This is a genomic window from Roseateles sp. NT4 (genome assembly GCF_051857475.1).
Lineage (GTDB): Bacteria > Pseudomonadota > Gammaproteobacteria > Burkholderiales > Burkholderiaceae_C > Pelomonas.
The window spans coordinates 224,089-245,010 of record NZ_JBPZGZ010000003.1 but is presented as its reverse complement, the minus strand read 5'-3'; the positions used below and the strand labels follow the sequence as shown (position 1 = coordinate 245,010).

The window sequence follows — 20,922 nt, the reverse complement described above, 5'->3', positions numbered from 1 at the left end:
CAATAAATTCTCTCCATCGTCCATCCACCCCGGAGAGAACCATGACTTCTACCCCCATCACCCTGATCACCGGCGGCAGCCGCGGCCTCGGCGCCCAGATGGCCCTGGCCCTGGCCCGCGACGGCCATGACATCGTGCTGACCTACCGTGATGCCGCTTCCAAGGCCGAAGGCGTCGTCGACCAGATCCAGGCCCTGGGACAGCGCGCCCTGGCCCTGCCGCTGGACGTGGCCGATGCCGCCAGCTTTGCGGCCTTTGCCGAGCGCGTGAAGGCCGGCCTGGCGGCCTGGGGCGAGAGCCGCCTGCACGGCCTCATCAATAACGCCGGCGCGGGCGCCCACGCCAGCTTTGCTGAGACCACGCCGGCTCAGTTCGACATGCTGCTGAACATCCATCTCAAGGGTCCCTTCTTCCTGACCCAGGCCCTGCTGCCGCTGCTCGCCGACGGTGCCAGCCTCCTCAACATCTCCAGCGGCCTGGCCCGCTTCACCATCCCCGGCTACGGCGCCTATGCCGCCATGAAGGGCGCCATCGAGGTGCTGAGCCGCTACCAGGCCAAGGAGCTGGCGGCCCGCGGCATCCGCGTCAACACGCTGGCGCCGGGTGCCATCGCCACCGACTTCGGCGGTGGCGCCGTGCGCGACAACGCCGAGCTGAACCGCTTCGTCGCCTCGGTCACAGCCCTGGGTCGCGTCGGCGAGGCCGAGGACATCGGCGGTGCCGCGGCGGCACTGATGCGCCCGGGCGCGGGCTGGATCACCGGCCAGCGCATCGAGGCCTCGGGCGGCATGTTCCTCTGAGCCCGCACCGAGCAGAAGCCCTGCGGCCTCTGCGACGGCTGGCGAAGCAGCATCCGCCTGCATGCGGATGGGCATGAATCTGCGCGGCGGCAGGCCGCGTAGAGGCGGCTATCTCAACAGGAGACCGCCATGACGACCACCCCGACTCAAGTCATCCAGTCCATGTACGCCGCCTTTGGCCGCGGCGATGTCGAGGGCCTGCTCGGCCTGTGCACCCCCGATGTCGAATGGACCATGCTGGGCAGCATCGACCTGCCCTATATCGGCCAGTTCCAGGGCCAGCAGGCCCTGCTGCGCTGGTTCGGCCTGGTGGCCGAGTTCGACGACATCCAGGCCTTCGAGCCGCGCGAGTTCTTTGCCGGCGACGACCACGTCACCGTGCTGGGCTGGGAGCGCACGCGCGCCAAGCCGGGTCAAGGCGTGTTCGAGACGCCCGGGTGCACCTGTTCACGCTGCGCGACGGCAAGGTCGCGCGCTTCGTCGGCATGTACGACACCGCCGCCGTCGAGGTGGCGCGGCGCTTCAAACCTTAAGCCGCGCCGCGGACCTGCTGGCTGCTGAAGTAGGCGACCTTGCGGGCGCGCATCACCTCGCCAAGAGGCCGGTGCGCGGCCAGAGCCTGCCAGGGGTCGAAGACACCGGCCTCGACACGGGCGACGAAGTCGACGTCGGTCGACGGCGCCTCCAGCGTGAGTTCGGCGACATCGACGAAAGGCGCGACGGACTCGGGCCATTCGACGGAAGCGTCTTCCAGCGGCGTGCGCGCCTCGTCGACAAAGAACTGCAGCTGCAGCCGGTACTTCAGCGGCCCGGCGGCGGCCTGGGCGGTGAGGTCGCCGGCCCAGTCGCCATTGACCTCGGCGCGCGGCTTGTGCCCGGCCGGCGGCAGCAGACGGACCTTGACGGCGGCCGGCCCGCAGCTGACGGGCAAGGTGCTGGCGAAGGCCTCGGTGGCGAAGCCGGTGAAGGGCTTGCCTGCGGTGGCCGCCAGCTTCTTGAGTTGCTTGAAGCCACCGACCAGGCCGAAGGTCTTGAACATCCAGCCGATCACCGCGCCCGGGCTGCGGCCGGCTGCCTCGACGAGGCCGAAGAAGTGGCGGCTGTCGGGGAAGGCGAAGGCCACCTGGTTGATCAGCGAGATGTCCTGGTGGTCGGTGCGGCCGCCCAGGGCCGCTTCGCCGTCGACGCCGAAGACCCGCATCGCGAAGCCGCGGATGTCGGGGCGGCGGTTGCTCTGCTTGTCCAGGGCGCCGTTGGACAGGCGCACCCATACCTCATGCTCGCCCGGCGTCGCGAACAGGCCCTGGCGGGCATGCTCGGGCAGGCCGTCCAGCACGCGAAGCCGGCCACGGATGGCGGCCAGGGCCTTGCGGTGCAGGGCGCGGCCGGAGCCATAGCGCTCGTCCTTGCGCTTCTGCATCGCGGCCATCATCTGCGCCGCTGCCGCGTGGCGGGCGGCCTCGTCGGATGAAATGACTTCCTTCCAACCCGTGCCGATCCCAGCCATGGCGCGCTCCGTTGCTCAGTGCTGAAGGATCTTGGCGAGGAAGTCCTTGGCGCGCGGCGAGCGCTCCTCGGGCTTGTTGAAGAAGTCGCTGCTGCTGCAGTCCTCGATGATCTTGCCGGCGTCCATGAAGATGACGCGGTTGCTGACGCGCTTGGCGAAGCCCATCTCGTGGGTCACGCACATCATGGTCATGCCCTCGTGGGCCAGCTGAACCATCACGTCCAGCACCTCGCCGACCATCTCGGGGTCGAGCGCCGAGGTGGGCTCGTCGAACAGCATGACGATGGGGTCCATCGACAGCGCGCGGGCGATGGCCACGCGCTGCTGCTGGCCGCCGGACAGCTGGCCGGGGAACTTGTCCTTGTGCGCCGACAGGCCCACGCGGTCCAGCATCTTCAGCCCGCGGGTCTTGGCGTCGTCCGCCGAGCGGCCCAGCACCTTGATCTGGGCGATGGTCAGGTTCTCGGTCACCGACAGGTGCGGGAAGAGTTCGAAATGCTGGAACACCATGCCGACGCGCGAGCGCAGCTTGGGCAGGTTGGTCTTGGGGTCGGCGATGGAGATGCCGTCGACGACGATGTCGCCCTTCTGGAAGGGCTCCAGCGCATTGACGGTCTTGATCAGCGTCGACTTGCCCGAGCCCGAGGGCCCGCAGACGACGACGACCTCGCCCTTCTGGATGGTCGTCGTGCAATCGGTCAGCACCTGGAAGGCGCCGTACCACTTGGAGATGTTCTTGATGTCGATCATGGCGGACTCGATCTTCAACGGATGATGGCGATCTTCTTCTGCAGGCGGCGCACGAGCTGCGACAGGCCGAAGCAGATGACGAAATAGACGACGGCGGCGACGAGATAGGTCTCGACCGGGCGGTTGAAGTTCTTGCCCGCGACCTCGAAGCCTTTCAGCAGGTCATAGGCGCCGACGGCGTAGACCAGCGAGGTGTCCTGGAACAGGATGATGGTCTGGGTCAGCAGCACCGGCAGCATGTTGCGGAAAGCCTGGGGCAGCACGACGAGTTGCATCGTCTGCCCGTAGGTCATGCCGACGGCATAGCCCGCGTTGACCTGGCCACGCGACACCGACTGGATGCCGGCCCGCATGATCTCCGAGTAGTAGGTCGCCTCGAACAGCGTGAAGGTGATCAGCGCCGAGGTCTCGCCGCCCAGCGGCCCGAGCAGCTTGGGGATGAGCAGGAAGAACCACAGGATCACCATCACCAGCGGGATGGAGCGCAGCGTGTCGACGTAGAGCGCCGCCGGCGCCGACAGCCACTTGTGACTGGACAGCCGCATCATCGCCAGCAGCGTGCCGAGGATGATGCCGCCGATCATGGCGACCAGCGTCAACTGGATGGAGAACCAGAAGCCCTTGGCGACAAAGCTCTGGATGACGCCCCAGTTCAGGAAGGAATAGTCGAGATTCAGCATCACTTGCCTCCCGACTGGCCAGGGATGCGCACCCGCGCCTCGATGAACTTGGCGATGCGGTTGATCGCGAAGGCGGAGACGAAGTACAGCAGCGTCACGGGGATGAAGATCTCCTCGAAGTGCGAGGTCTCTTCAGAGGCCTGCTGGGCGAACTGCGCCAGCTCGGGGATGCTGACCGCGAAGGCCACGGCCGAGTTCTTGACGATGTTCATGCTCTCGCTCGTCAGTGGCGGGATGACGATGCGGAAAGCCATCGGCAGCAGCACATAGCGATAGGTCTGGGGCAGCGTCATGCCGACCGCCTGGCCGGCGTAGCGCTGGCCGCGCGGCAGCGTCTGGATGCCGGCCTTGACCTGCTCGCCGATCCGCGCGCTGGTGAAGAAGCCCAGCGCGAAGACGATCAGCACCGAAGGGGGCAGCGCTTCGCGCAGCACCGGGAAGAGCGACGGGATGACGTGGTACCAGAGGAAGACCTGCACCAGCAGCGGGATGTTGCGGAACAACTCGGTCCAGGCCTCACCAAAGCGCGCCAGCCATTTGTTGGGCGCCGTGCGGATGATGCCGATCAGCGAGCCCACGACCAGTGCCAGCGCCAGGGCCAGCAGCGACACCGTCACCGTCCAGCCCCAGGCATTCAGCATCCATTGCAGATAGGTCTGCTCCTTGCCGCCGGGCCCGAAGCAGCCGGCGACCGCCTCTCCGGTGGCGGTGTCATTGCAGTAGAACTGCCAGTCCCAACTCATGGCCCTCTCCTCAAGCCTTCTATCTAAAGCAAAGCGGGTGCCATGCACCCGCTTTGCGGTCCTTCAAGTCGATACGCGAATCACTTCTTCGCGTAGTCTTCCATCGGCTTGTCGTTCGGATTGGCCCAGGCGTCCTTGGTGGCGGCGGACAGCGGCAGGCCGATCTTGGTGTTGGTCGGCGGGATGGGCTGCAGGAACCACTTGTCGTACAGCTTGGCCAGCTCGCCCGACTTCATCATGCCCTTGATGCTGTCGTCCACGGCCTTCTTGAAGGCCGGGTCTTCCTTGCGCATCATGATGGCGATGGGCTCGACCGACAGCACCTCACCGACGATCTTGAAATCGGCCGGGTTCTTGGACGTGGCGATGTTCTTGGCCAGGATGGAGCCGTCCATGACGAAGGCGTCGGCACGGCCGGAGTCCAGCAGCAGGAAGCTGTCGGCGTGGTCCTTGCCGAACACTTCCTTGAAGTCCACGCCCGTGGCGCGCTCATGCTTGCGCAGGGTCTGCACCGAGGTCGTGCCGGTGGTCGTCGCGACGGTCTTGCCGTTGAGCTGGCCGATGTTGGTGATGCCGGAGTTGGCCTTCACGGCGATGCGCACTTCTTCCACATAGGTCGTCACGGCGAAGGCGACGTCCTTCTGGCGGGCGGCGTTGTTGGTGGTGGAGCCGCACTCCAGGTCCACGGTGCCGTTGACGGTCAGCGGGATGCGGTTGGCCGACGTGACCGGCTGGTACTTGACCTCGATCTTGCTGCCCAGCTGCTTGCGCAGGTCGGCGATGACGCGCTCGCAGACGTCGATGTGATAGCCAACGTACTTGCCGTCACCGATGGTGTAGGACAGGCCGGAGGATTCGCGCACACCCATGGTGATCGCGCCGCTGTCCTTGATCTTCTTCAGCGTGTCTTCGGCATGCACGGCGGAAACGCCGGCCAGCAGGGCCGCGACGAGCAGAACTTTCTTCATGGAGACTCCAACAACAGGAAGTGGGTATCGATAACAGGCGTGAGCAGACCACGCCCGGCCTTCAGCCCGAATACGGGTTTACACGATGCATGCCGAAGCCGGATGAACTCATGCCTGGGACGACAGATAGTCCCACAAAGCCAAGGAGGCTGGTTTTGCCCGGCGCGAAAGCTCGGGCTTCTCGCGGTAGATGCGCAGCTCCATGCTGACGCTGAAAGTGCCCGGCGCGGCGGCCGGCACGAGGCGGCCGCTGGCCAGCTCCTTCTGCACCGAGCTGGCCGGCAGGAAGGCGAAGCCGTGGCCTTCCAGGGCCATGGCCTTCAGGCCTTCGGCCATGTCGGTCTCGTAGATGGCGTCCAGGTTCAGCGCGCAGTCGGCTTCCTTGACGATGAGCTCGACCAGGCGGCCCAGATAGGCGCCCGAGGCATAGCTGAGGAAAGGGATCTTCTGCCCCGGCCGCCCCGGCAGGCGGAACATCGGCTCGCCCTGGCCGTCCGACTTGGCATAGGGCGACAGCGTCTCATGGCCCAGCGACACCATCTGGTAGCGCTCGGGGTCCAGCTGCAGCGGCTGGCTGGCATGGTGATAGACCAGCAGCAGGTCGCAGTTGCCTTCGCTGAGCTGCAGCATGGCGTCGTGCACATTGGCCGCGTTGAGCCGGCACTTGATGGCCCCGAAGCCGCGGCGCAGGCTCATCAGCCAATGCGGGAAGAAGGAGAAGGCCAGTGAGTGCGGCACGGCGAACTCGATCATGTCCTGGTCGGCTGCCTGGTGGCTGCGCAGCATATTGCGCGTCGCCTGCAGATTGCCCAGCAGGTCGACGGCCTGCGCCAGCAGCGTCGCCCCGGCCGCGGTCAGCCGCGTCGGGTAGGACGAGCGATCCACCAGGTCGACCCCCGCCCAGGCCTCCAGCGCCTGGATGCGCCGCGAGAACGCCGGCTGGGTCACGTGGCGCAGCTGGGCGGAGCGAGAAAAGCTTCGCGTCTCGGCCAGGCTGACGAAGTCTTCAAGCCATTTGGTTTCCACCCAGAGCAGTGTAGCCAAGGCGTTCAAGCAGGCTGAGCTTGCAGGGCGACTTGCCTTGACGAGCACCTGCATCGATTGATGCACTGCGGCGTGCATTTGCTTGCGCTTAGGCGTAGTGTGTCCATCACCTTCAGCAGCAAGGAGGTCAGCCATGAGAACCCTCGCAGTCGTCATTGCGTCCGTGGTTACTGCGCTGCCGGCCCAAGCGGCCGACACCCCGGCCACCCACGCCCAGGCCGTATTGCGCGACGGATGCGCCCAGGCCTATGCCAGCCACATCGCCACCTACTACGCCGCTGGCGCCGTAGCGCCGGCCTTCACGGGGGACCGCGCCAAGGGCGACAACCGCTACTACAACGATGCCAAGCCCTGCGACGAAACGCAGTACGCGAGCTATCTGGAAAAGGCGGACCCGGCCACGGTGACCATGGCCTATCCCACCGCCGCGGGCAAAGCCAAGCCAAAGAAGGCCGCCGCCAGCACGACGGCAACGCCCAAGTCGAAGTGAGACGATAGGCCGGCGCCGGCCGGCTGAGGTCGATCTGAACCCGGCTTGGGAAGGCTGGGGGATGTCTATACGCCGTGGCGCACGCGGGCCGCGGCGTTGCATCGCTGTCACGGCAGATGTGAGGGGGCAAAACCCGGCACCACAGCGTAAGCTCCGGCGCCGTCACCCTCACAAGACCGCGCATGAAGCTCCTCTTCCGAGTCCTGACTCTGCTGGCCATACTTGCCCTCCAGGGCTGCGCCTCTCCCAGGTTGGCCGAGTGGCGAGCGGAGTGCGCGAGGAAGTTCCAGGAAGACAGGAGCTGCATTCCCTTCAACGCGACGACCCCGATGTATGAGTTGGCGGCAGACGGCTACAGGGCGCGCACCATCACCGAGTACGGAAAAGACCTGGACCATTGGCTGCCAGGCCAATCGCCCCCGCTGCTCTTCGTGCATGGCCGTGGCAAGGAACCCACCAAGAGTCTTCTGGGCCAGGACGGCTTTGCGGAGGGACAGGCCCTGCTGCGACTGACCGAGCGCGGGCTTCGTCCCAGGATGTTCAACTGGGACTCGGCTGCCATGGGTCTGGACCGCAATGCCCCGCTGTCCAGCATCCCAGCCGCTGCGGCAGAGTTCACCAAGGTGCTGAAGGTCCACGCCGACCTGCGGACGCTGGATCGCAACCTGCCGCGCCCGGTCCTGCTCGTCCACAGCATGGGCGCCCTCGTGATCCAGCGCGTCGTCGAGGACGGCGGCTGGCCCGCGCAGGGCCAACTGTTCGAGCGCATTGTTTTCTCCGAGCCCGATGCCGACCAGGAAGGTCATGAGGTCTGGATGAGCAAACTTGCCCTCCGCGAGGACGTGTGGGTGACTTGGAATCAGGGGGACCTGACGCTCAATTTCGCCTTCGATGCACGCGGACCGGGTGTGCGCCCGCTGGGTCTGGGCGTGAAACCAAACCAACACCTGGCCACAGGGGTGCACTATGTGGATCTGAGCCGCATGGGCTCGCCCTCGCTTGGCTGGTTCAACCATGTCGTCTACGTCTCCTGCAGTTTCGGACCGGCCCCGGCGGTGGACGACTTCATGGGCCGGCTGCTCGCCGGCAAGGCCATCGATCCCGCGAAAGATGACGCTGTACGGGAGGTGGACGCGCACGGTGTGATCCGCCTGAAGGACTGACGACCTTGTCATGTGAAGGGCCCGCTCGTCGGCCAATTGGCCGATGGCGGCCCTCATCGCAAGGCGGCAAACTGCCGGCACAACAATCGCTCAGGGAATCGTGTACGCCATGCCGCTTCACCTGAAGATCCGACCGCGCTGACCCATGTCCTTCCTGCTGATCGACGACCACGCCATGCTGCGGGACGGGCTCGCCCTGCTGCTCAAGAGCGCCAACCCCGGCACCCCCTGCCTGCAGGCCGGCTCGCTGGGCGAAGGGCTGAAGCTGGCCGCCGGGCGCCAGGACCTGGCGCTGATCCTGCTGGATCTGGATTTGCCGGACAGCCGCGGGCCGGGGGGCATTCCGGTGCTGATGGAGCGCTGCCCTTCAGCCCGCGTCGTCATGCTGTCGGCTCATGAAGACACGGCCACGGTCGAGGCCTGCATCGATGCCGGCGCCTCCGGCTTCGTGCACAAGAGCGCCGGCTTCGACGAGCTGAGCGCCGCCCTGGCCATGGTGGCGCGCGGCGGCATCCCGCTGCCGCCGCGCCTGCTGCAGAAGTCGCCCCGCCCCGCCGCCAGCGCCCTGGATCAGCTCAGCGCCCGGCAGCAGGAGGTGCTGCAGCAATTGCTGCGCGGCGCCAGCAACAAGGTCATCGAGCGCCAGCTCGGCCTGTCGGCGTCGACGGTCAAGACCCATCTGGCCGAGATCTTCCGTCGCCTGGGCGCCAGCAACCGCACCCAGGCCGTCGTCGCAGCAGCGGCCCTGGGGCTGCGCATCACGCCCGAGGCAGGCGCACCCTGAAGCGCGAGCCGCTGCCCGGGCGGCTGTCCAGTTCCAGCGGGTGGCGCAGCAGTTGCAGGCTTTGCCTGACGATGGCCAGGCCCAGGCCCCAGCCTGGCGTGCCGCTGGCACTGCTGCCCAGGCGCACGAACTCGTCGAAGATGGCCTCGCGCTGATCGGCCGGGATGCCGGGCCCGGTATCCCACACCTCCAGCCAGACCTGGCCGCGGCGCGGCCGGGCCAGCACCAGCACGCCGCCACGCTCGGTGTGGCGCACCGCATTGCCCGACAGGTTGCGCAACACCTGGGCGATCAGCGTGGGGTCGGTGCGCACCGACAGAGGGGTCGGCCTTATGCGCAGTTCCAGGTCCTTGGCATCGGCCTCGGTGCGCAGATGCAGGGCCAGCTCATCCAGCAAGGGCTGCAGCGGCACTTCGACGACCTTGGCCTTCACGGCGCCCGTGCTCAGCCGCGACAGATCCAGCAACTCGCTCATGAAGCGCTGCAGCCCGTCCAGGCCCTGCTGGGCCCGGTTCAGCAGGCCCTCCTGGTCGGCATCGGTGGCGCGCTGGCGGGCCATGCCCACCATCAGGCTGACGGCCAGGATGGGTTGGCGCAGGTCATGGCTGGCCGCAGCCAGGAAGGCCGACTTCACGCCATTGGCCCGGTGCAAGGCTCGCGTGCGCTGCTCGATGCGCGACTCCAGCAACCGGTTCAACCTTTCCCCGCGCGCCAGTGCCAGCACCAGGCCGCGCAGCCGCCAGACGCCGAACACCATCAGGAAGATGGGCGCCGCGTCGGGCAGCAGCAGATGGCCTTCGATGGAAAGCTGGCCCAGCGAATAGAAATAGTCGTGAAACCCTGCCACCGACACCGCGGCCGCGCCCAGGGCCACCGCCGCCACGATCCAGCCGCGCTGGCGCCAGGCCTGGGCCAGCAGCAGCAGCACGGCAGGCGCCAACAGCAGCAGCAGCGAGGGGTAAAGCCAGCGGCGCGCCAGCACGATGGAGCCGGTGGCCGCCGCCGCGCAGCCCAGCAGCAGCAGCACGGGCGTCAGCCCGTCCGCCAGGCGCCGCAGCGCGCGTGGCTTCACATCGCTGGCCGCCAGTGCCAGGCGAGCCAGCAGATAGGCCGACAGCACCTGGGCGAAGAAGAACAGCAGGTCGGGCCAGGGTTCGGGCAGCGAGAAGCCCTGGTCGAAATAGGCCAGGTTGCGCGCGCAGGCGATGGAGGCCAGCAGCGAGAAACTGCCCAGCACGCCGTCCTCGCGGCGTTGCAGCCACAGCAGCAGCATGGTCAGGGCCAGGGTCAGGGCGACGAGGTTGAGCGCCTGCGGCAGCCGCGACTCCCAGGCGTGGTCCCGCGCGGCATGCTTGCGCACCAGGTCCGAGGGCCCGGCCCACACCCGCGACAGGCCCCCGCGGATGCCGTAGTCCACCACCACTTCCACGTGATTGGAGCCCGGCTGCAGCAGGCCGGCCGGAACCGCCACGACGGCCGGCTCGGGATGTTGTCGCGGCACACGGCCGTGCTGGCTCTGCAGCAGCACGCCGTTGACGCGGATGTCATGATGGCTGGACACCCGCGGCAGATAGAGCGACCAGGCACCGGCTATCGGGCCGGTCATTTCCAGCTGCAGTTCATAGCGCCCGCTGCCCTGCATGGCGCGCCCGCGCAGGCCCCAGGTATCGGGCAGGGCGACGTCGACCGTCGCACCGTCTTCCGCCGTGAAGCGCGCCTGGCGCAGTTCCCGCTCGCCATCGGGCAGGGCCTGCGCCACCAGCATCCACCACAGGCCGCACAGCAGGGCGGCCCATCCTCGCCACAGCCTAGGCCGCATCGCTCTCCCAGGGCATCATCAACGACAGCATCAACAGCTTCTCGAACTCCGGCGCGAAGTTGGCGATGATGGCCTCGGGGTCGGGGCACAGGCCCCGGTCGGTGATGAGGCCGAACTGCACGCGGCCGGCATAGGTCAGGATGCTGACGCCCATGCCGATGTCGCCGGACTGCGGCACCCAGAACATCACCTTCTCCACCGTCGATCCGCAGAACTGCAGGGCCTGGGCCGGGCCCGGCACATTGGTCATGACGGCCGTCGCCTTCTTGGCGAAGAGATTCAGCATGGCGTGCTGCACCGGCTTGATCAACAGGCCGGCCACCGACAGCAGGCCGAAGGCCATCACCGGCTGGAAGCTGCCCTTCAACTCGCTCATGCGCGCCCGCACCGCGAACAGCCGCTCGATGGGGTTGGCGATGCCGATGGGCAGCACCAGCGGCACGAGACCGAAGCGGTTGCCCAGCTGCCAGGCCTGCTCCAGGGGCCGCAGGTTGACCGGCACCATGGCACGGATCTCCTTGCCGGCCGGGTCCTCGCCCTTCTCGGCCAGGTAGCGACCGATGGCGCCGGCCGCGCAGGCCAGCAGCACGTCGTTGATGGACGCCCCCAGGGCCTTGCCGACGGCCTTGACCTCGTCCAGGGCCAGGCTGTCGTCCCAGGCCACGGTCTTGGTCGTGCCGGGCTTGCCCTTGAGGCGCGTCGGCGAGTCGTCGGGCATCAGCGCGAAGGCGGCCACGTCGGACACGGCCTGGTAGCCCATGCGGGCCATCTCCAGCGACGAGTCCATCGGCGTGTCGCCGCGCATGGCCAGGTCCACGCCCTTGGCCATGCCCTTGCCCGTCATGCCGATGGCCTTGACGGTCAGGTTGCTCATGGGCCGCAGAAAGGCGTCGAGCAGCCAGTCGGCCTCCTCGGGTTCCTTGGGCGCACGCTTGGGCGGCGCCTTGCCGCCGTCGGTGATGGACAGCATGACGGCGATCAGGGCGATGCCATCGGCAATGCAGTGGTGGATGCGGGCGATCAGGGCGCTGGTGCCGTCGCCCATGTCCTCGATGAGCTGGAACTGCCACAGCGGATGGGCCGGGTCCAGCGGCTGGGAGCAGAGTTCGCCAACGCGTTCGCGCAGCACCTCGTCACGGCTCTGGCCGCGCAGCGGCAAGGGCACCTCGGCGAGGACATGGCGGGCGATGTCGAAGTCCCTGTCGGTCACCCACTGGGCGCCGAGCAAGGCGTCCTCGACAACCTTCTGCCGGAAGCGCGGGTATTGCAGCAGCCGCTCGGCGACGCGCTCGCGCAGGGCCTGCAGCGTGATGCCGGGGCGGATGGACCAGACCCCGACGATCATCATCAGGTTGGCCTCGGTGTCCATGCGCAGCCAGGCGGTATCCACCTTGGACATGCGTTCGCTGCTCGGGCCCATGTGCCTCCTCGGATTCGTTATTGACCGGGCCTAAACTCGGCGACCCGTCGTTCGATTGTGACCAAGTCGAACCCCTCGAATCAGCCTGGAGAACCCCGTGAGCCTGAAAGACCAATTCGAAGCCGCCGTCGCCGATTCGAAGAACCTGCCCGAGCGGCCGGACAACATGACGCTGCTGAAGATCTACGCCCTGTACAAGCAAGGCAGCGCCGGCGACGTCGATGGCAAGCGCCCCGGCTTCACCGACATGGTCGGCCGCGCCAAGTGGGATGCGTGGAATGAGCTGAAGGGCACGAGCACCGATGAGGCTCAACAGCAGTACGTCGACCTCATCGAATCCTTGAAGTAAGCGGCTCAGCCGCCTGCAAAGCAACCGGCTCAGGCCGGTTTCTTTTTGGTCGCAGCCTTCTTCTTGTTGGCAGCCAGCAGGGTGTCCAGTTCCTTCTCGACCTCGGACTCAATGGTCTTCTTGAAAGCCCCCAGCAGGAAGCCCAGCTGGGCCTTCAGGTCGAAATGGTTGGCCGCCACCGTCAGCTCGCCCTTCACGCCGGAACGCGTGAACTCCACGGTGTCCTCATCCTCGCCTTCGTGCACCGTGCATTCCATGTCGAACTTCTCTTCGACCTGCTCGGCCCACTTCCAGGCGATCTCCCGGGCCTTCTTCAGGCCCAGGTCATGGTCTCGGTGGATGCGGATCTCGGCCATCGGGGGCTCTCCTTTGTCTCGTGCACCCCACTCTAAGCGAGAAGGCCGGCGTCAGCTCCGCCCATGCATTTGCACGCATACTCCCGCGGCGAAAAAAGCCTGGCGCCAAGCCAGCTGAAGTTCAGGGAGGATCCATGCGCCTTGCCGACCCCGATCCGCTATGTCTCGACCCGCTGATGGAAGGGCTGGCGCATTTCCGTGCGCCCGAGCCCGATCATGAGCAGGCGGTCTACTGGTTCCGGGTTTCCGCTGATTCGGGCGATGCCGAGGGCATGGCCATGCTCGCCCTGTGCCAGCTCGAAGGCACCGGCCTGCCGCGCGACCCGGCTCAGGCCCGTGAACGCATGGAAAACGCCGCCGCGGGCGGCAGCCTGACAGCCAAATTCCATCTCGGCCGCATCCTCGTCGGCGGCTGGGGCGGCGCCCCCGATGCCCCGCGCGGCGTGGAGCTCTACACCGCCGCCGCCGCCCAAGGCCATGCCGACGCCACCTTCAATCTGGCCAGCTGCCTGGAAGCCGGCTGGGGCTGCCAGCCCGACCGCCTGGCGGCCAAGGCCCTCTACATGCGCGCCCGCACCATGGGCAGCCCGCTGAAGGCACCGGGCCTGCGCATCCGCGAACGCGAACTGGACGCCGTGCGCGAACTGGCGCGGCGGCTGGAGCAAGGTAGCGAGCTCGCCCACATCATCGAAGAACGCCAGCACGAGATCATGCTGATCCATGACCTGGCCGAGAACCCCAAGCGCAAGGCCATGCTGAGCGCCCGTCAGCGCCGCCGCCTGCTGCGCATCGCCAGCATCGGCGCCCTCCTCACCGGCCTCGGCGCCGCCCTGGCCGGCCTGTTCGGCTGGCGCAAGAATCAATCGCTGGCGCATGATGCCGGCCCCACCTCCATCGGTTGACCATGTCCCGCTCCCTGCCCCTGAATACCCACCTCCTCGATGTCGGCCCCCTCGTCTACGGCTGCATGGCCCTGGGCGGCGACTGGGGCGGGGGCCCGATCACCGAGGCCGATGTGGCCCAGGCCCACGCGGCGGTCGAGGCGGCCCTGGAGATTGGCGTCAAGCTCTTCGACCACGCCGACATCTACCGCCGCGGCAAGGCCGAGGCCGTCTTCGGCGAGCTGCTCAAGCGCGACCCGGGTCTGCGCGCCAAGCTCAGGCTGCAGAGCAAATGCGGCATCCGCTTCGCCGACGACGCCCACGTCGGCCGCTATGACCTCAGTGCCGCCTACATCGAGGAGAGCGTCAACGGCATCCTGCAGCGCCTGGCCGTCGAGCGCATCGACATCCTGCTGCTGCACCGCCCCGACGCGCTGATGGAACCCGCCGAGATCGCGCGCGCCTTCGGCCGGCTCAAGGCGGCCGGCAAGGTCGGCCACCTGGGCGTGTCGAACATGCATGCCGGCCAGATGCGCTGGCTGCAGATGGCCCTGCCCGAACCCATCGTCGCCAACCAGCTGGAGCTGAGCCTGGCCAAGCTCGACGCCATCGACGTCGGCACCACCTTCAACGACCCGCAGGCCGCAACGCGCCCCGGCTGCGTCGCCTGGGCCGGCACGCTGGAATACGCCCAGCGCCACGGTGTGCAGCTGCAGGCCTGGGGCTCGCTGGCCCAGGGCCGCTTCAACGAACCGGCCGCCTCACCCGCCGCCAAGGCCGTGCATGAGATTGCCGAGGCGCACAAGACGACGGCCAATGCGGTGCTGCTGGCTTGGCTGCTGCGGCATCCGGCAGGCATCCAGCCTGTCATTGGCAGCGGCAACGCGGAGCGGATTCAGGCCTGCGCCGATGCGACCAAAATTCAGCTGAGCCGGGACGAGTGGTATCGGCTGTATGTGACGGCGCGGGGGCAGGCGTTGCCGTGAAAGCGGAGCCGCTACAACCTGGCTTCAGCACTGCTGACGCCGAGTACCCGGAGCTGCGTCTGGCCAGTGGCGTTTTGAGCGTCACATTCCAAGACTGGGCGGAACGAACTGTGTGCGTCCAGTTCAAAGAGGTTTGCGCATTCCGTTGGCAAGAGGCGGAGCGGTTGCTGGAAGGGGAGCCCTACGACGGCGCCTGCGAAGTCATGCAATCCGAATGGCTCACGCGCCATATCGAGGCCGGCTCGGTCAATCCAGATTCAGGCTACCGGCACCTGCGATTCAACTTCAACGCTTGCGGTCAGTTGGAGTTGCTCTGCACATCGTTCAGCGTAAATGCTTGACTAAGCCCCAGCAGCCCTCACCATCGGCTGCCTCGGATGCAGCCTCGCCATCATCAACACGTCTTCGTAGACGCCATTGCGCAGGGCATCCGCCCTGAGCCGGCCTTCCAGCTCGAAACCGTGCCGCTCGTAGAGCCGGATGGCCTTGGCGTTGTCGTGATAGACGGTCAGCTCGATGCGCAGGATCTGCGCCCAGTTGTCGGCGTAGTCCAGCAGGCCGGCCATCAGCGCCTGGCCGACGCCCTGGCCCTGGGCCGCCTTGGCGACGGTGATGCCCAGCGACATCACGTGCCGCCGGCGCACAGCGGGGCCAACGGGATGCAGGCCCGCCAGGCCCACCACCTGGTCGTCCAGCACGGCAGCCAGCACGAGCTCGCTGGAACCTGCAGCCGGAGGATTCATGCCGGCGATGCGCTGGGTCCACATCTCCTCGCTGGCGAAGGGCAGTTGCAGGGTGCCGCCAAAGACATCGGGGTCGCTGAACTGTTCAGCGATGGCGGCGGCGTCAGCGGGTTTGACGCGTCGCAGGGTCAGCTTCATCGACAGGGCCTCCTCCAAGGCCCTTCAATGTAGCGCGGCGCTCCTCGCGCGGCAGCGGCTTCAACTGCTCGACCGCAGCGTGAAACTTCACCCAGTCGCGCCCCTCACGCTCGAACAGGCGCATGAAGGCCGGCACCAGTTCGTCGTAGGCCGACAGGATGGCGAAGCTGGCGTTGTTGGCGCGCTGGAACCAGGCCTCGTAGCCCGGTGCCTCGGTGAGCGCGCGCTCGCGAAGCTCGGCCATGACGGCCGCCTTGCCCGCGGCGCGCGACTCGGCCGGGCCGGCATAGACGGCCTTGAGCTTCTCCCGGCCCTCGCGCGCCAGCGCCAGGAAGCGCGCCCGCCGCTCGCGGCCGGCCTCGAAGGCGGCCAGGGCCTCGGGCTTGCCCACCAGCCATTGCCGCGCGCCCAGCAACTCGACGGCGCTGGCGTAGGCCTCGTTGAAGCCGGTGTCGTCGCTGGTGTAGACGCGCTGGTGGGTCAGCTCATGGAAGATCATGGCCGCCAGCTCGCCCTCGGGATAGCGGATGAAGGTGTTGAGCAGCGGGTCGCCGCCCAGCCAGCGGCTCCAGCCCAGCGACGAATAGGCCGGGATGGGCTGGACCTGCACTTCCCAGCCCTCGGCCTTCAATGCATCGGCGTGGGTTTGGGCGGCGTCGCGATCGAACCAGCCCTGGTAGCCGGCGCAGCCCATGATGGGATAGCACCAGGTCTTGAGCGTCAGGCCGAACTCGGGTGCCGCGACGATGTTCCAGACCACGGCCGGCCGCTTCAGGTCGGCATAGCGGCGGTAGCTGTTGTTGTCGGGCAGGGCCAGCTCGCGGCTGGCGTAGTCGCGCATCTGCTGCGAGAGCCTCAGCCGCTCGGCCAGGTCGGGCGGCGTGGCCGGGTCGGCCAGCCAGTCCGGCACCGGCCTGGCCGCACGCATGATGCCGAGGTGGCCGCCCGCGGCCTGGCTCCAGTGGCTGAGAGCGCTGCAGCCGCTCAGGGACAGCGCAGCAACGGCGATGAGCAGGGCGCGGGATGAGATCAAGCGGATTCGCGACGGGGTGGAGCCGTGATTGTCACCACCCACGTCGCCGGCGAAGTAACCGCTCGTCCTCAGCGCACCACCACCGTCAGCACGGTGCCCGCGGGCACGCGCACGCCACGGCGCACATAGCGCGTCGCGCCGGCAGCCACCTGGTCGTCCAGATAGGTGTGGCCGGTGCTGCCGAAGCGCGTCACGCCGCTGACAGGCGCCACCTTGCGGGCATTGGCCTGCTGGGCCGTGTCGACGCCCATCAGCCAGAAGCCCTCCCACTGCACCTGCGGGAAGCCGTAGCCCCAGGGCGCGTGGCGCTGCGGCATGCCGCCGAACACGCTGCTGCCCAGGCGCTCCCATTCGTCGGCCAGGCCTTCACCGCCGGCACGCTTGATCAGGGCGTCCAGGCAGGCGTAGCTGTCGTCGCCGCAATCGCTGACGAGCTGCTTGGTCCAGCCACTGCCGAAGCGTCGGTTCAGGAAGGCCGCCAGGCTGCCGCCCGCGGCGTAGTTGGTGCTGCTGGAGCTTTCCAGCCAGTCGGTCATGGACGTGATGCCACCCGAGCGCAGATAGGCGGGCAGGCGCGAGTTGACGATCTTGTTGATGCCCGGTGTGACGGTCTCGGCCAGCAGGTCTTCGGTGGCCATGGCCGAGCTCTCTTCCAGCCAGTCGTCATGCAGCACGCCGCGCTGGATGGTGCGCTGGTGGTAGTTGACCATGTGGGTCAGCTCGTGCACCAGGGTGGAGGCGTAGAAGCTCGGGTTGCCGGCCAGGCCGCTGCCGCTGACGAAGAAGGCCAGGGCCTCGTTCGAGTTCGCATAGCGCGCGCTGCGCCAACGGTAGGAGTTGTTGAGGCCGTAGAAATAGCCCGCAACATCGTTGCTGGAGCCCATGTGGTTGGTGACGACGATGTTGACGTCCTGCTGCTGGGCCGGGGTTTCCTGGACCAACCAGGACCGCTTGCCCACCTCGGTGCCGCCCCAGACGTCGCCCAGCAGCGCAATGACACGCGCAAAGCCACCCTGGTCGCCGCAGAAGCTGCGCTTCAGGGGCTCGACGTGGGCCGCCTCGACGGTGTGGGCCGTGGTCAGCTCTTGGTCCACCCAGAAGACCAGGCGACGGCCCGTGGCACCGATGCTGCAGGTGCTGAGCACGCTGGCCGTGAAAGGCACGGGCTTGGTCTCATCGTCGTAGAGGTCGTTCCAGATGCGCGTGCTGCCGACATCGCCCGCCGCAAGCGCGCGGCGACGCGGCTCGGTGGCGGCGCGCGCTACAGGCTGCGCACCGTGCAGATCATCCAGCGCCTGCCGCTGCTGCAAGCCGCGCGAGCGCGCATGGCCTGCATCGAGGCGGCTCACGCCGGCGCCCGTGTCCGCGCCGTCAGCGGCCAGCATGCGGGTATTCGGTGCGGCAGCGAGGCTCGCCGCCGCGGGCAGGCCGCTCTTGGGCAGCTCGGTGGCATCGACGCTCTGGCCGTTGCTGAAGACCAGGGTCACCGCCTGGCCCGCCTGCACGCCACCGATGTCCACGTCGACCAGCTGGGACGCGGTGCCGGCATTGCGCATCCGCCAGACGCCGACACCGCTGCCGGCATAGCGGCCATCGGCGGCGACGCCGCAGTGCAGGCCGCTGCAGCCCGGCTGCAGGATGGTGCTGGCAGCCCGCACCACGGGCGCGGGCTGCGCTTCGACCTGCACGGTGGTGCTGGCACGCACCGTGACGCCGGCACTGTTCTGGGCCACCGCCGTGGCCGTGAAGCTGCCGGCCTGGACAAAGCGCCGCTCCACGCTGACGCCGTCGGCCGTCGTGCCGTCACTGAATTCCCAACGCCACGTGACGCCGGACTGGCTGTCACCGCCGATGAACTGCACGTATTCGCCAGCGTAGAGCTGGCTGGACGAGGCGCTGACGCGCAGCACCGGGTCGGCCACCACCGGTGCCGGTGTCGGCGGCGTCGGCGGTGCGGGGGTGGGCGTGCTGCCTCCGCCGCCCCCGCCTCCGCAGGCGGTCAGCAGCAGCAATGCACTGGCCGCCGCCACATGGCGCAGCCCAGCCTTGAATTGGCTTGTCATGGTTCTTCCCTGTCTTTTGTCATAACGGCCCTGCGCCACGGCAGGCGGCCCTACGGCGCGCATTGTGCAAGCGCTGCTGGCACGCCAAATAGTTCGCCGCCCCTAGCTCAGGCGTTAAGAATCACCTCGGCGCCCGGATAGCGCTCTCATGCGGCCTCGACCTGCACCAGGCAGTCGTAGAAGGCCGGCGCATTGCCCATGTCGGTCAGGCGCTGGTGGGTGACCTCGTTGACATTCGTGCCCTGCACGCCGAGCTTGCGCCACCACACACCCAGGCCGTTGACGACACCGGGGCGGGCGCGCTTGCTGACCTTGAGCGTCGCAACATAGCGGCCGCGGTCGTTGAACGCGGCCACACGGGTGCCATCGGCGAGCTGGCGCGCGGCGGCGTCGTCGGCATGCATCTCGATGATGGGCTCGCTCTCGATGTCGCGCAGGCTCTTCACGTTGACGAAGCTGCTGTTCAGGAAGTTGCGCGCCGGCGGCGAGATCATGGCCAGCGGATAGCGAGCGGCCAGTTCGGGTGAGGTCTGCACGCTCTCGTAGTTGGGCACGAAGTCCGCGCCGCCCGCCTGTGCCCGGCCGTTGGGGGTGCGGAAACCGCCCTGGGCAAACGGCGCCTCGGGAATCGGCAGCGGCTGCCAGCCCTGCTCGCGCAGCAGGGCCATGTCGATGTCGGCCGTGAAGGCCTGAGCGGCCAGCTCCTCGTCGCTGTCGCTGAAGGCCGGGTCGGTCAGGCCCATGGCGGCCGCGAGCTCGCGGAAGATCTGGGTGTTGGTCTTGGCCTCGCCCAGCGGCGCGATGGCCGGCTGGTTCATCAGCACATCGGTGTGGCCGTAGGAGGTGTGCACGTCCAGATGCTCGAGCTGGGTCGTGGCCGGCAGCACATAGTCGGCCAGGTCGGCCGTGTCGGTCATGAAGTGCTCGAGCACGACAGTGAACAGGTCTTCGCGCTGGAAGCCCTTGACCACCTTGGGCGACTCGGGCGCCACAGCGACCGGGTTGCTGTTGTAGACGACCAGGGCTTCGATGCGCGGCCCGAACTCGGGCGAGGCGGGCGCCAGCAGCGCGTCACCGATGGTGCTCATGTTGACCATGCGCGGGTTGCGGCCGGCCAGCAGGTCCGGGCGTTCGAGGTTCGCGTTCTTGAAAGGCGCGTTCCAGCCCGAGGCCGACAGCAGCGCGCCGCCGCTTTCATGGCGCCAGGCGCCGGTCAGGCAGGGCAGCAGCGCAATCAGGCGCACCGCATTGCCGCCGCCGCGCACACGCTGCAGGCCGTAATTCATGCGGATGGCCGCGGGCTTGATGGTGGCGTAGTCACGCGCCAGGCCGCGCACTTCGTCCGCCGTGATGCCGCAGACCTCAGCCGCGCGCTCCGGGGGCCAGGCCAGGGCCTTGGCACGCAGTTCGTCCCAGCCGTCCACGTGGTGGTCGATGTAGTCCTGGTCCAGCCCATCGTTCTGGATCAGCTCATGCATGAGCCCCAAGGCGAGCGCGCCGTCGGTGCCGGGCAGCACGGCGATGTGCTGGTGGCATTTGTCGGCCGTCTCGGTCTTGCGCGGGTCGATGCAGATCAGCTTGGCGCCTTCGCGCTTGGCTTGGTTGGCATAGGTCCAGAAGTGCAGATTGGAGGTGATGCTGTTGCTGCCCCAGATGACGATGAGCTTGGCGCCGGCGAAGTGGCGCGTGTGCATGCCCAGCTTGTGGCCGTAGGTGGCCGCCAGGCCTGCGCCGCCGGCCGAGGCGCAGATGGTGCGGTCCAGGCGTGCGGCACCGAGGGCGTTCCACAAGCGGCCGGCCATCGCCTCGCCCTGGATCAGGCCCATGGTGCCGGCATAGCTGTAGGGCTGGATGGCTTGCGGGTCGGGGATCGCCTTCAGCTTCGCGGCGATATCGGCCAGGGCTTCGGCCCAGGTCACCTGAACAAACTGGGGCGCCTCGGTCTTCTTGCTGACGCGCTTGAGCGGATGCAGCAGGCGCTCGGCGTGATAGGTGCGCTCCGGGTAACGCGAAACCTTGGTGCACAGCGCCCCGTGGGTGTTGGGATGCTCGGCACGGCCCTGCACCTTGATGACGCGTTCGTCCTCGACGGTGACCTGCAGGGCGCAGGTGTCGGGGCAGTCGTGGGGGCAGGCGCCAAAGACAGTACGGGTGGTCATGGAGATCGCGAGGCCGGAAATACAACCCCGCGATTCTCTCAAGACG

The 20,922-nt window shown here is 67.7% G+C and carries 22 protein-coding genes; 9 read left to right on the top strand and 13 right to left on the bottom strand.

Translation table 11 applies throughout. The annotated features are described in order from the left end of the window. Positions 1–41 precede the first annotated feature (41 nt). Together ACS5PN_RS20000 and ACS5PN_RS19995 are read left to right on the top strand one after the other, a co-directional pair. Positions 42–800 carry an SDR family NAD(P)-dependent oxidoreductase gene (locus ACS5PN_RS20000; RefSeq protein ID WP_439465775.1) on the top strand — a complete coding sequence of 253 codons (759 nt, stop codon included), beginning with the start codon at positions 42–44 and terminating at the stop codon, positions 798–800. 129 nt (positions 801–929) lie between these two features. After that, positions 930–1,361, top strand: coding sequence for a nuclear transport factor 2 family protein (locus ACS5PN_RS19995; RefSeq protein ID WP_439465774.1), 432 nt, complete (start codon positions 930–932; stop codon positions 1,359–1,361). On the opposite strand, the gene ACS5PN_RS19990 is transcribed toward ACS5PN_RS19995, so the two are convergent. The 6 genes from ACS5PN_RS19990 to ACS5PN_RS19965 form a co-directional block, all read right to left on the bottom strand. Then, entirely contained in the window at positions 1,330–2,307 is a 978-nt protein-coding gene (locus tag ACS5PN_RS19990; RefSeq protein WP_439465773.1) for a catalase, read from the bottom strand. The genes ACS5PN_RS19995 and ACS5PN_RS19990 overlap by 32 nt on opposite strands. Before the next feature lie 15 nt (positions 2,308–2,322). After that, positions 2,323–3,057 (bottom strand): amino acid ABC transporter ATP-binding protein, encoded by a 735-nt coding sequence (locus ACS5PN_RS19985; RefSeq protein ID WP_439465772.1) that lies wholly within the window; start codon positions 3,055–3,057, stop codon positions 2,323–2,325. Between the two features lie 14 nt (positions 3,058–3,071). Beyond that, positions 3,072–3,737, bottom strand: a complete 666-nt coding sequence (locus ACS5PN_RS19980; protein ID WP_439465771.1) for an amino acid ABC transporter permease — start codon at positions 3,735–3,737, stop codon at positions 3,072–3,074. Continuing rightward, positions 3,737–4,480 (bottom strand): amino acid ABC transporter permease, encoded by a 744-nt coding sequence (locus ACS5PN_RS19975; protein WP_439465770.1) that lies wholly within the window; start codon positions 4,478–4,480, stop codon positions 3,737–3,739. The genes ACS5PN_RS19980 and ACS5PN_RS19975 overlap by 1 nt, the downstream gene beginning before the upstream one ends. Before the next feature lie 80 nt (positions 4,481–4,560). After that, positions 4,561–5,448: an amino acid ABC transporter substrate-binding protein gene (locus ACS5PN_RS19970; RefSeq protein ID WP_439465769.1), complete on the bottom strand. Its 888-nt coding sequence runs from the start codon at positions 5,446–5,448 to the stop codon at positions 4,561–4,563. A gap of 108 nt (positions 5,449–5,556) precedes the next feature. Next, positions 5,557–6,474 carry a LysR substrate-binding domain-containing protein gene (locus ACS5PN_RS19965; protein WP_439465768.1) on the bottom strand — a complete coding sequence of 306 codons (918 nt, stop codon included), beginning with the start codon at positions 6,472–6,474 and terminating at the stop codon, positions 5,557–5,559. 151 nt (positions 6,475–6,625) lie between these two features. Between ACS5PN_RS19965 and ACS5PN_RS19960 the strand changes: the two genes are divergently transcribed. The 3 genes from ACS5PN_RS19960 (at position 6,626) to ACS5PN_RS19950 (ending at position 8,929) form a co-directional block, all read left to right on the top strand. After that, the gene (locus ACS5PN_RS19960; protein ID WP_439465767.1) at positions 6,626–6,982 is read left to right on the top strand and encodes a hypothetical protein; all 357 of its coding nucleotides are present in this window, start codon (positions 6,626–6,628) and stop codon (positions 6,980–6,982) included. Between the two features lie 182 nt (positions 6,983–7,164). Then, positions 7,165–8,145, top strand: a complete 981-nt coding sequence (locus ACS5PN_RS19955; RefSeq protein ID WP_439465766.1) for an alpha/beta hydrolase — start codon at positions 7,165–7,167, stop codon at positions 8,143–8,145. Positions 8,146–8,290: 145 nt separating this feature from the next. Continuing rightward, positions 8,291–8,929, top strand: a complete 639-nt coding sequence (locus ACS5PN_RS19950; RefSeq protein WP_439465765.1) for a LuxR C-terminal-related transcriptional regulator — start codon at positions 8,291–8,293, stop codon at positions 8,927–8,929. Here ACS5PN_RS19950 and ACS5PN_RS19945 read toward each other — a convergent pair. Next, complete coding sequence (locus tag ACS5PN_RS19945) at positions 8,904–10,748, bottom strand: sensor histidine kinase (RefSeq protein WP_439465764.1); 1,845 nt, start codon at positions 10,746–10,748, stop codon at positions 8,904–8,906. The two genes, ACS5PN_RS19950 and ACS5PN_RS19945, sit on opposite strands and share 26 nt — an antisense overlap. Beyond that, positions 10,738–12,147 carry a wax ester/triacylglycerol synthase family O-acyltransferase gene (locus tag ACS5PN_RS19940; RefSeq protein ID WP_439465763.1) on the bottom strand — a complete coding sequence of 470 codons (1,410 nt, stop codon included), beginning with the start codon at positions 12,145–12,147 and terminating at the stop codon, positions 10,738–10,740. The genes ACS5PN_RS19945 and ACS5PN_RS19940 overlap by 11 nt, the downstream gene beginning before the upstream one ends. A gap of 118 nt (positions 12,148–12,265) precedes the next feature. On the opposite strand from ACS5PN_RS19940, the gene ACS5PN_RS19935 reads away from it, so the two are divergent. After that, a complete protein-coding gene (locus ACS5PN_RS19935) occupies positions 12,266–12,517 on the top strand; it encodes an acyl-CoA-binding protein (protein WP_439465762.1) in 252 nt (83 codons plus the stop codon). A 29-nt stretch (positions 12,518–12,546) separates the two neighbouring features. On the opposite strand, the gene ACS5PN_RS19930 is transcribed toward ACS5PN_RS19935, so the two are convergent. Continuing rightward, on the bottom strand, positions 12,547–12,873 hold the full coding sequence (locus ACS5PN_RS19930; RefSeq protein ID WP_439465761.1) for a polyhydroxyalkanoic acid system family protein: 327 nt from the start codon (positions 12,871–12,873) through the stop codon (positions 12,547–12,549). A 134-nt stretch (positions 12,874–13,007) separates the two neighbouring features. Between ACS5PN_RS19930 and ACS5PN_RS19925 the strand changes: the two genes are divergently transcribed. The 3 genes from ACS5PN_RS19925 to ACS5PN_RS19915 are packed head-to-tail and all read left to right on the top strand — an operon-like array spanning position 13,008 to position 15,081. Then, positions 13,008–13,775, top strand: a complete 768-nt coding sequence (locus ACS5PN_RS19925; RefSeq protein WP_439465760.1) for a tetratricopeptide repeat protein — start codon at positions 13,008–13,010, stop codon at positions 13,773–13,775. Positions 13,776–13,777: 2 nt separating this feature from the next. After that, positions 13,778–14,740: an aldo/keto reductase gene (locus ACS5PN_RS19920; protein WP_439465759.1), complete on the top strand. Its 963-nt coding sequence runs from the start codon at positions 13,778–13,780 to the stop codon at positions 14,738–14,740. Next, the gene (locus tag ACS5PN_RS19915) at positions 14,737–15,081 is read left to right on the top strand and encodes a hypothetical protein (protein WP_439465758.1); all 345 of its coding nucleotides are present in this window, start codon (positions 14,737–14,739) and stop codon (positions 15,079–15,081) included. Before ACS5PN_RS19920 ends, ACS5PN_RS19915 begins: the two co-directional genes overlap by 4 nt. Here the strand turns inward: ACS5PN_RS19915 and ACS5PN_RS19910 are convergent, their stop codons facing one another. The 4 genes from ACS5PN_RS19910 to ACS5PN_RS19895 form a co-directional block, all read right to left on the bottom strand. Further along, positions 15,082–15,621, bottom strand: coding sequence for a GNAT family N-acetyltransferase (locus ACS5PN_RS19910; RefSeq protein ID WP_439465757.1), 540 nt, complete (start codon positions 15,619–15,621; stop codon positions 15,082–15,084). After that, positions 15,587–16,654, bottom strand: a complete 1,068-nt coding sequence (locus ACS5PN_RS19905; RefSeq protein WP_439465756.1) for an aminopeptidase — start codon at positions 16,652–16,654, stop codon at positions 15,587–15,589. The genes ACS5PN_RS19910 and ACS5PN_RS19905 overlap by 35 nt, the downstream gene beginning before the upstream one ends. A 68-nt stretch (positions 16,655–16,722) precedes the next feature. Continuing rightward, complete coding sequence (locus tag ACS5PN_RS19900) at positions 16,723–18,717, bottom strand: M30 family zinc metallopeptidase (RefSeq protein ID WP_439465755.1); 1,995 nt, start codon at positions 18,715–18,717, stop codon at positions 16,723–16,725. Positions 18,718–18,863: 146 nt separating this feature from the next. Beyond that, positions 18,864–20,876 carry a molybdopterin-containing oxidoreductase family protein gene (locus ACS5PN_RS19895; protein ID WP_439465754.1) on the bottom strand — a complete coding sequence of 671 codons (2,013 nt, stop codon included), beginning with the start codon at positions 20,874–20,876 and terminating at the stop codon, positions 18,864–18,866. Positions 20,877–20,922: the final 46 nt, after the last annotated feature.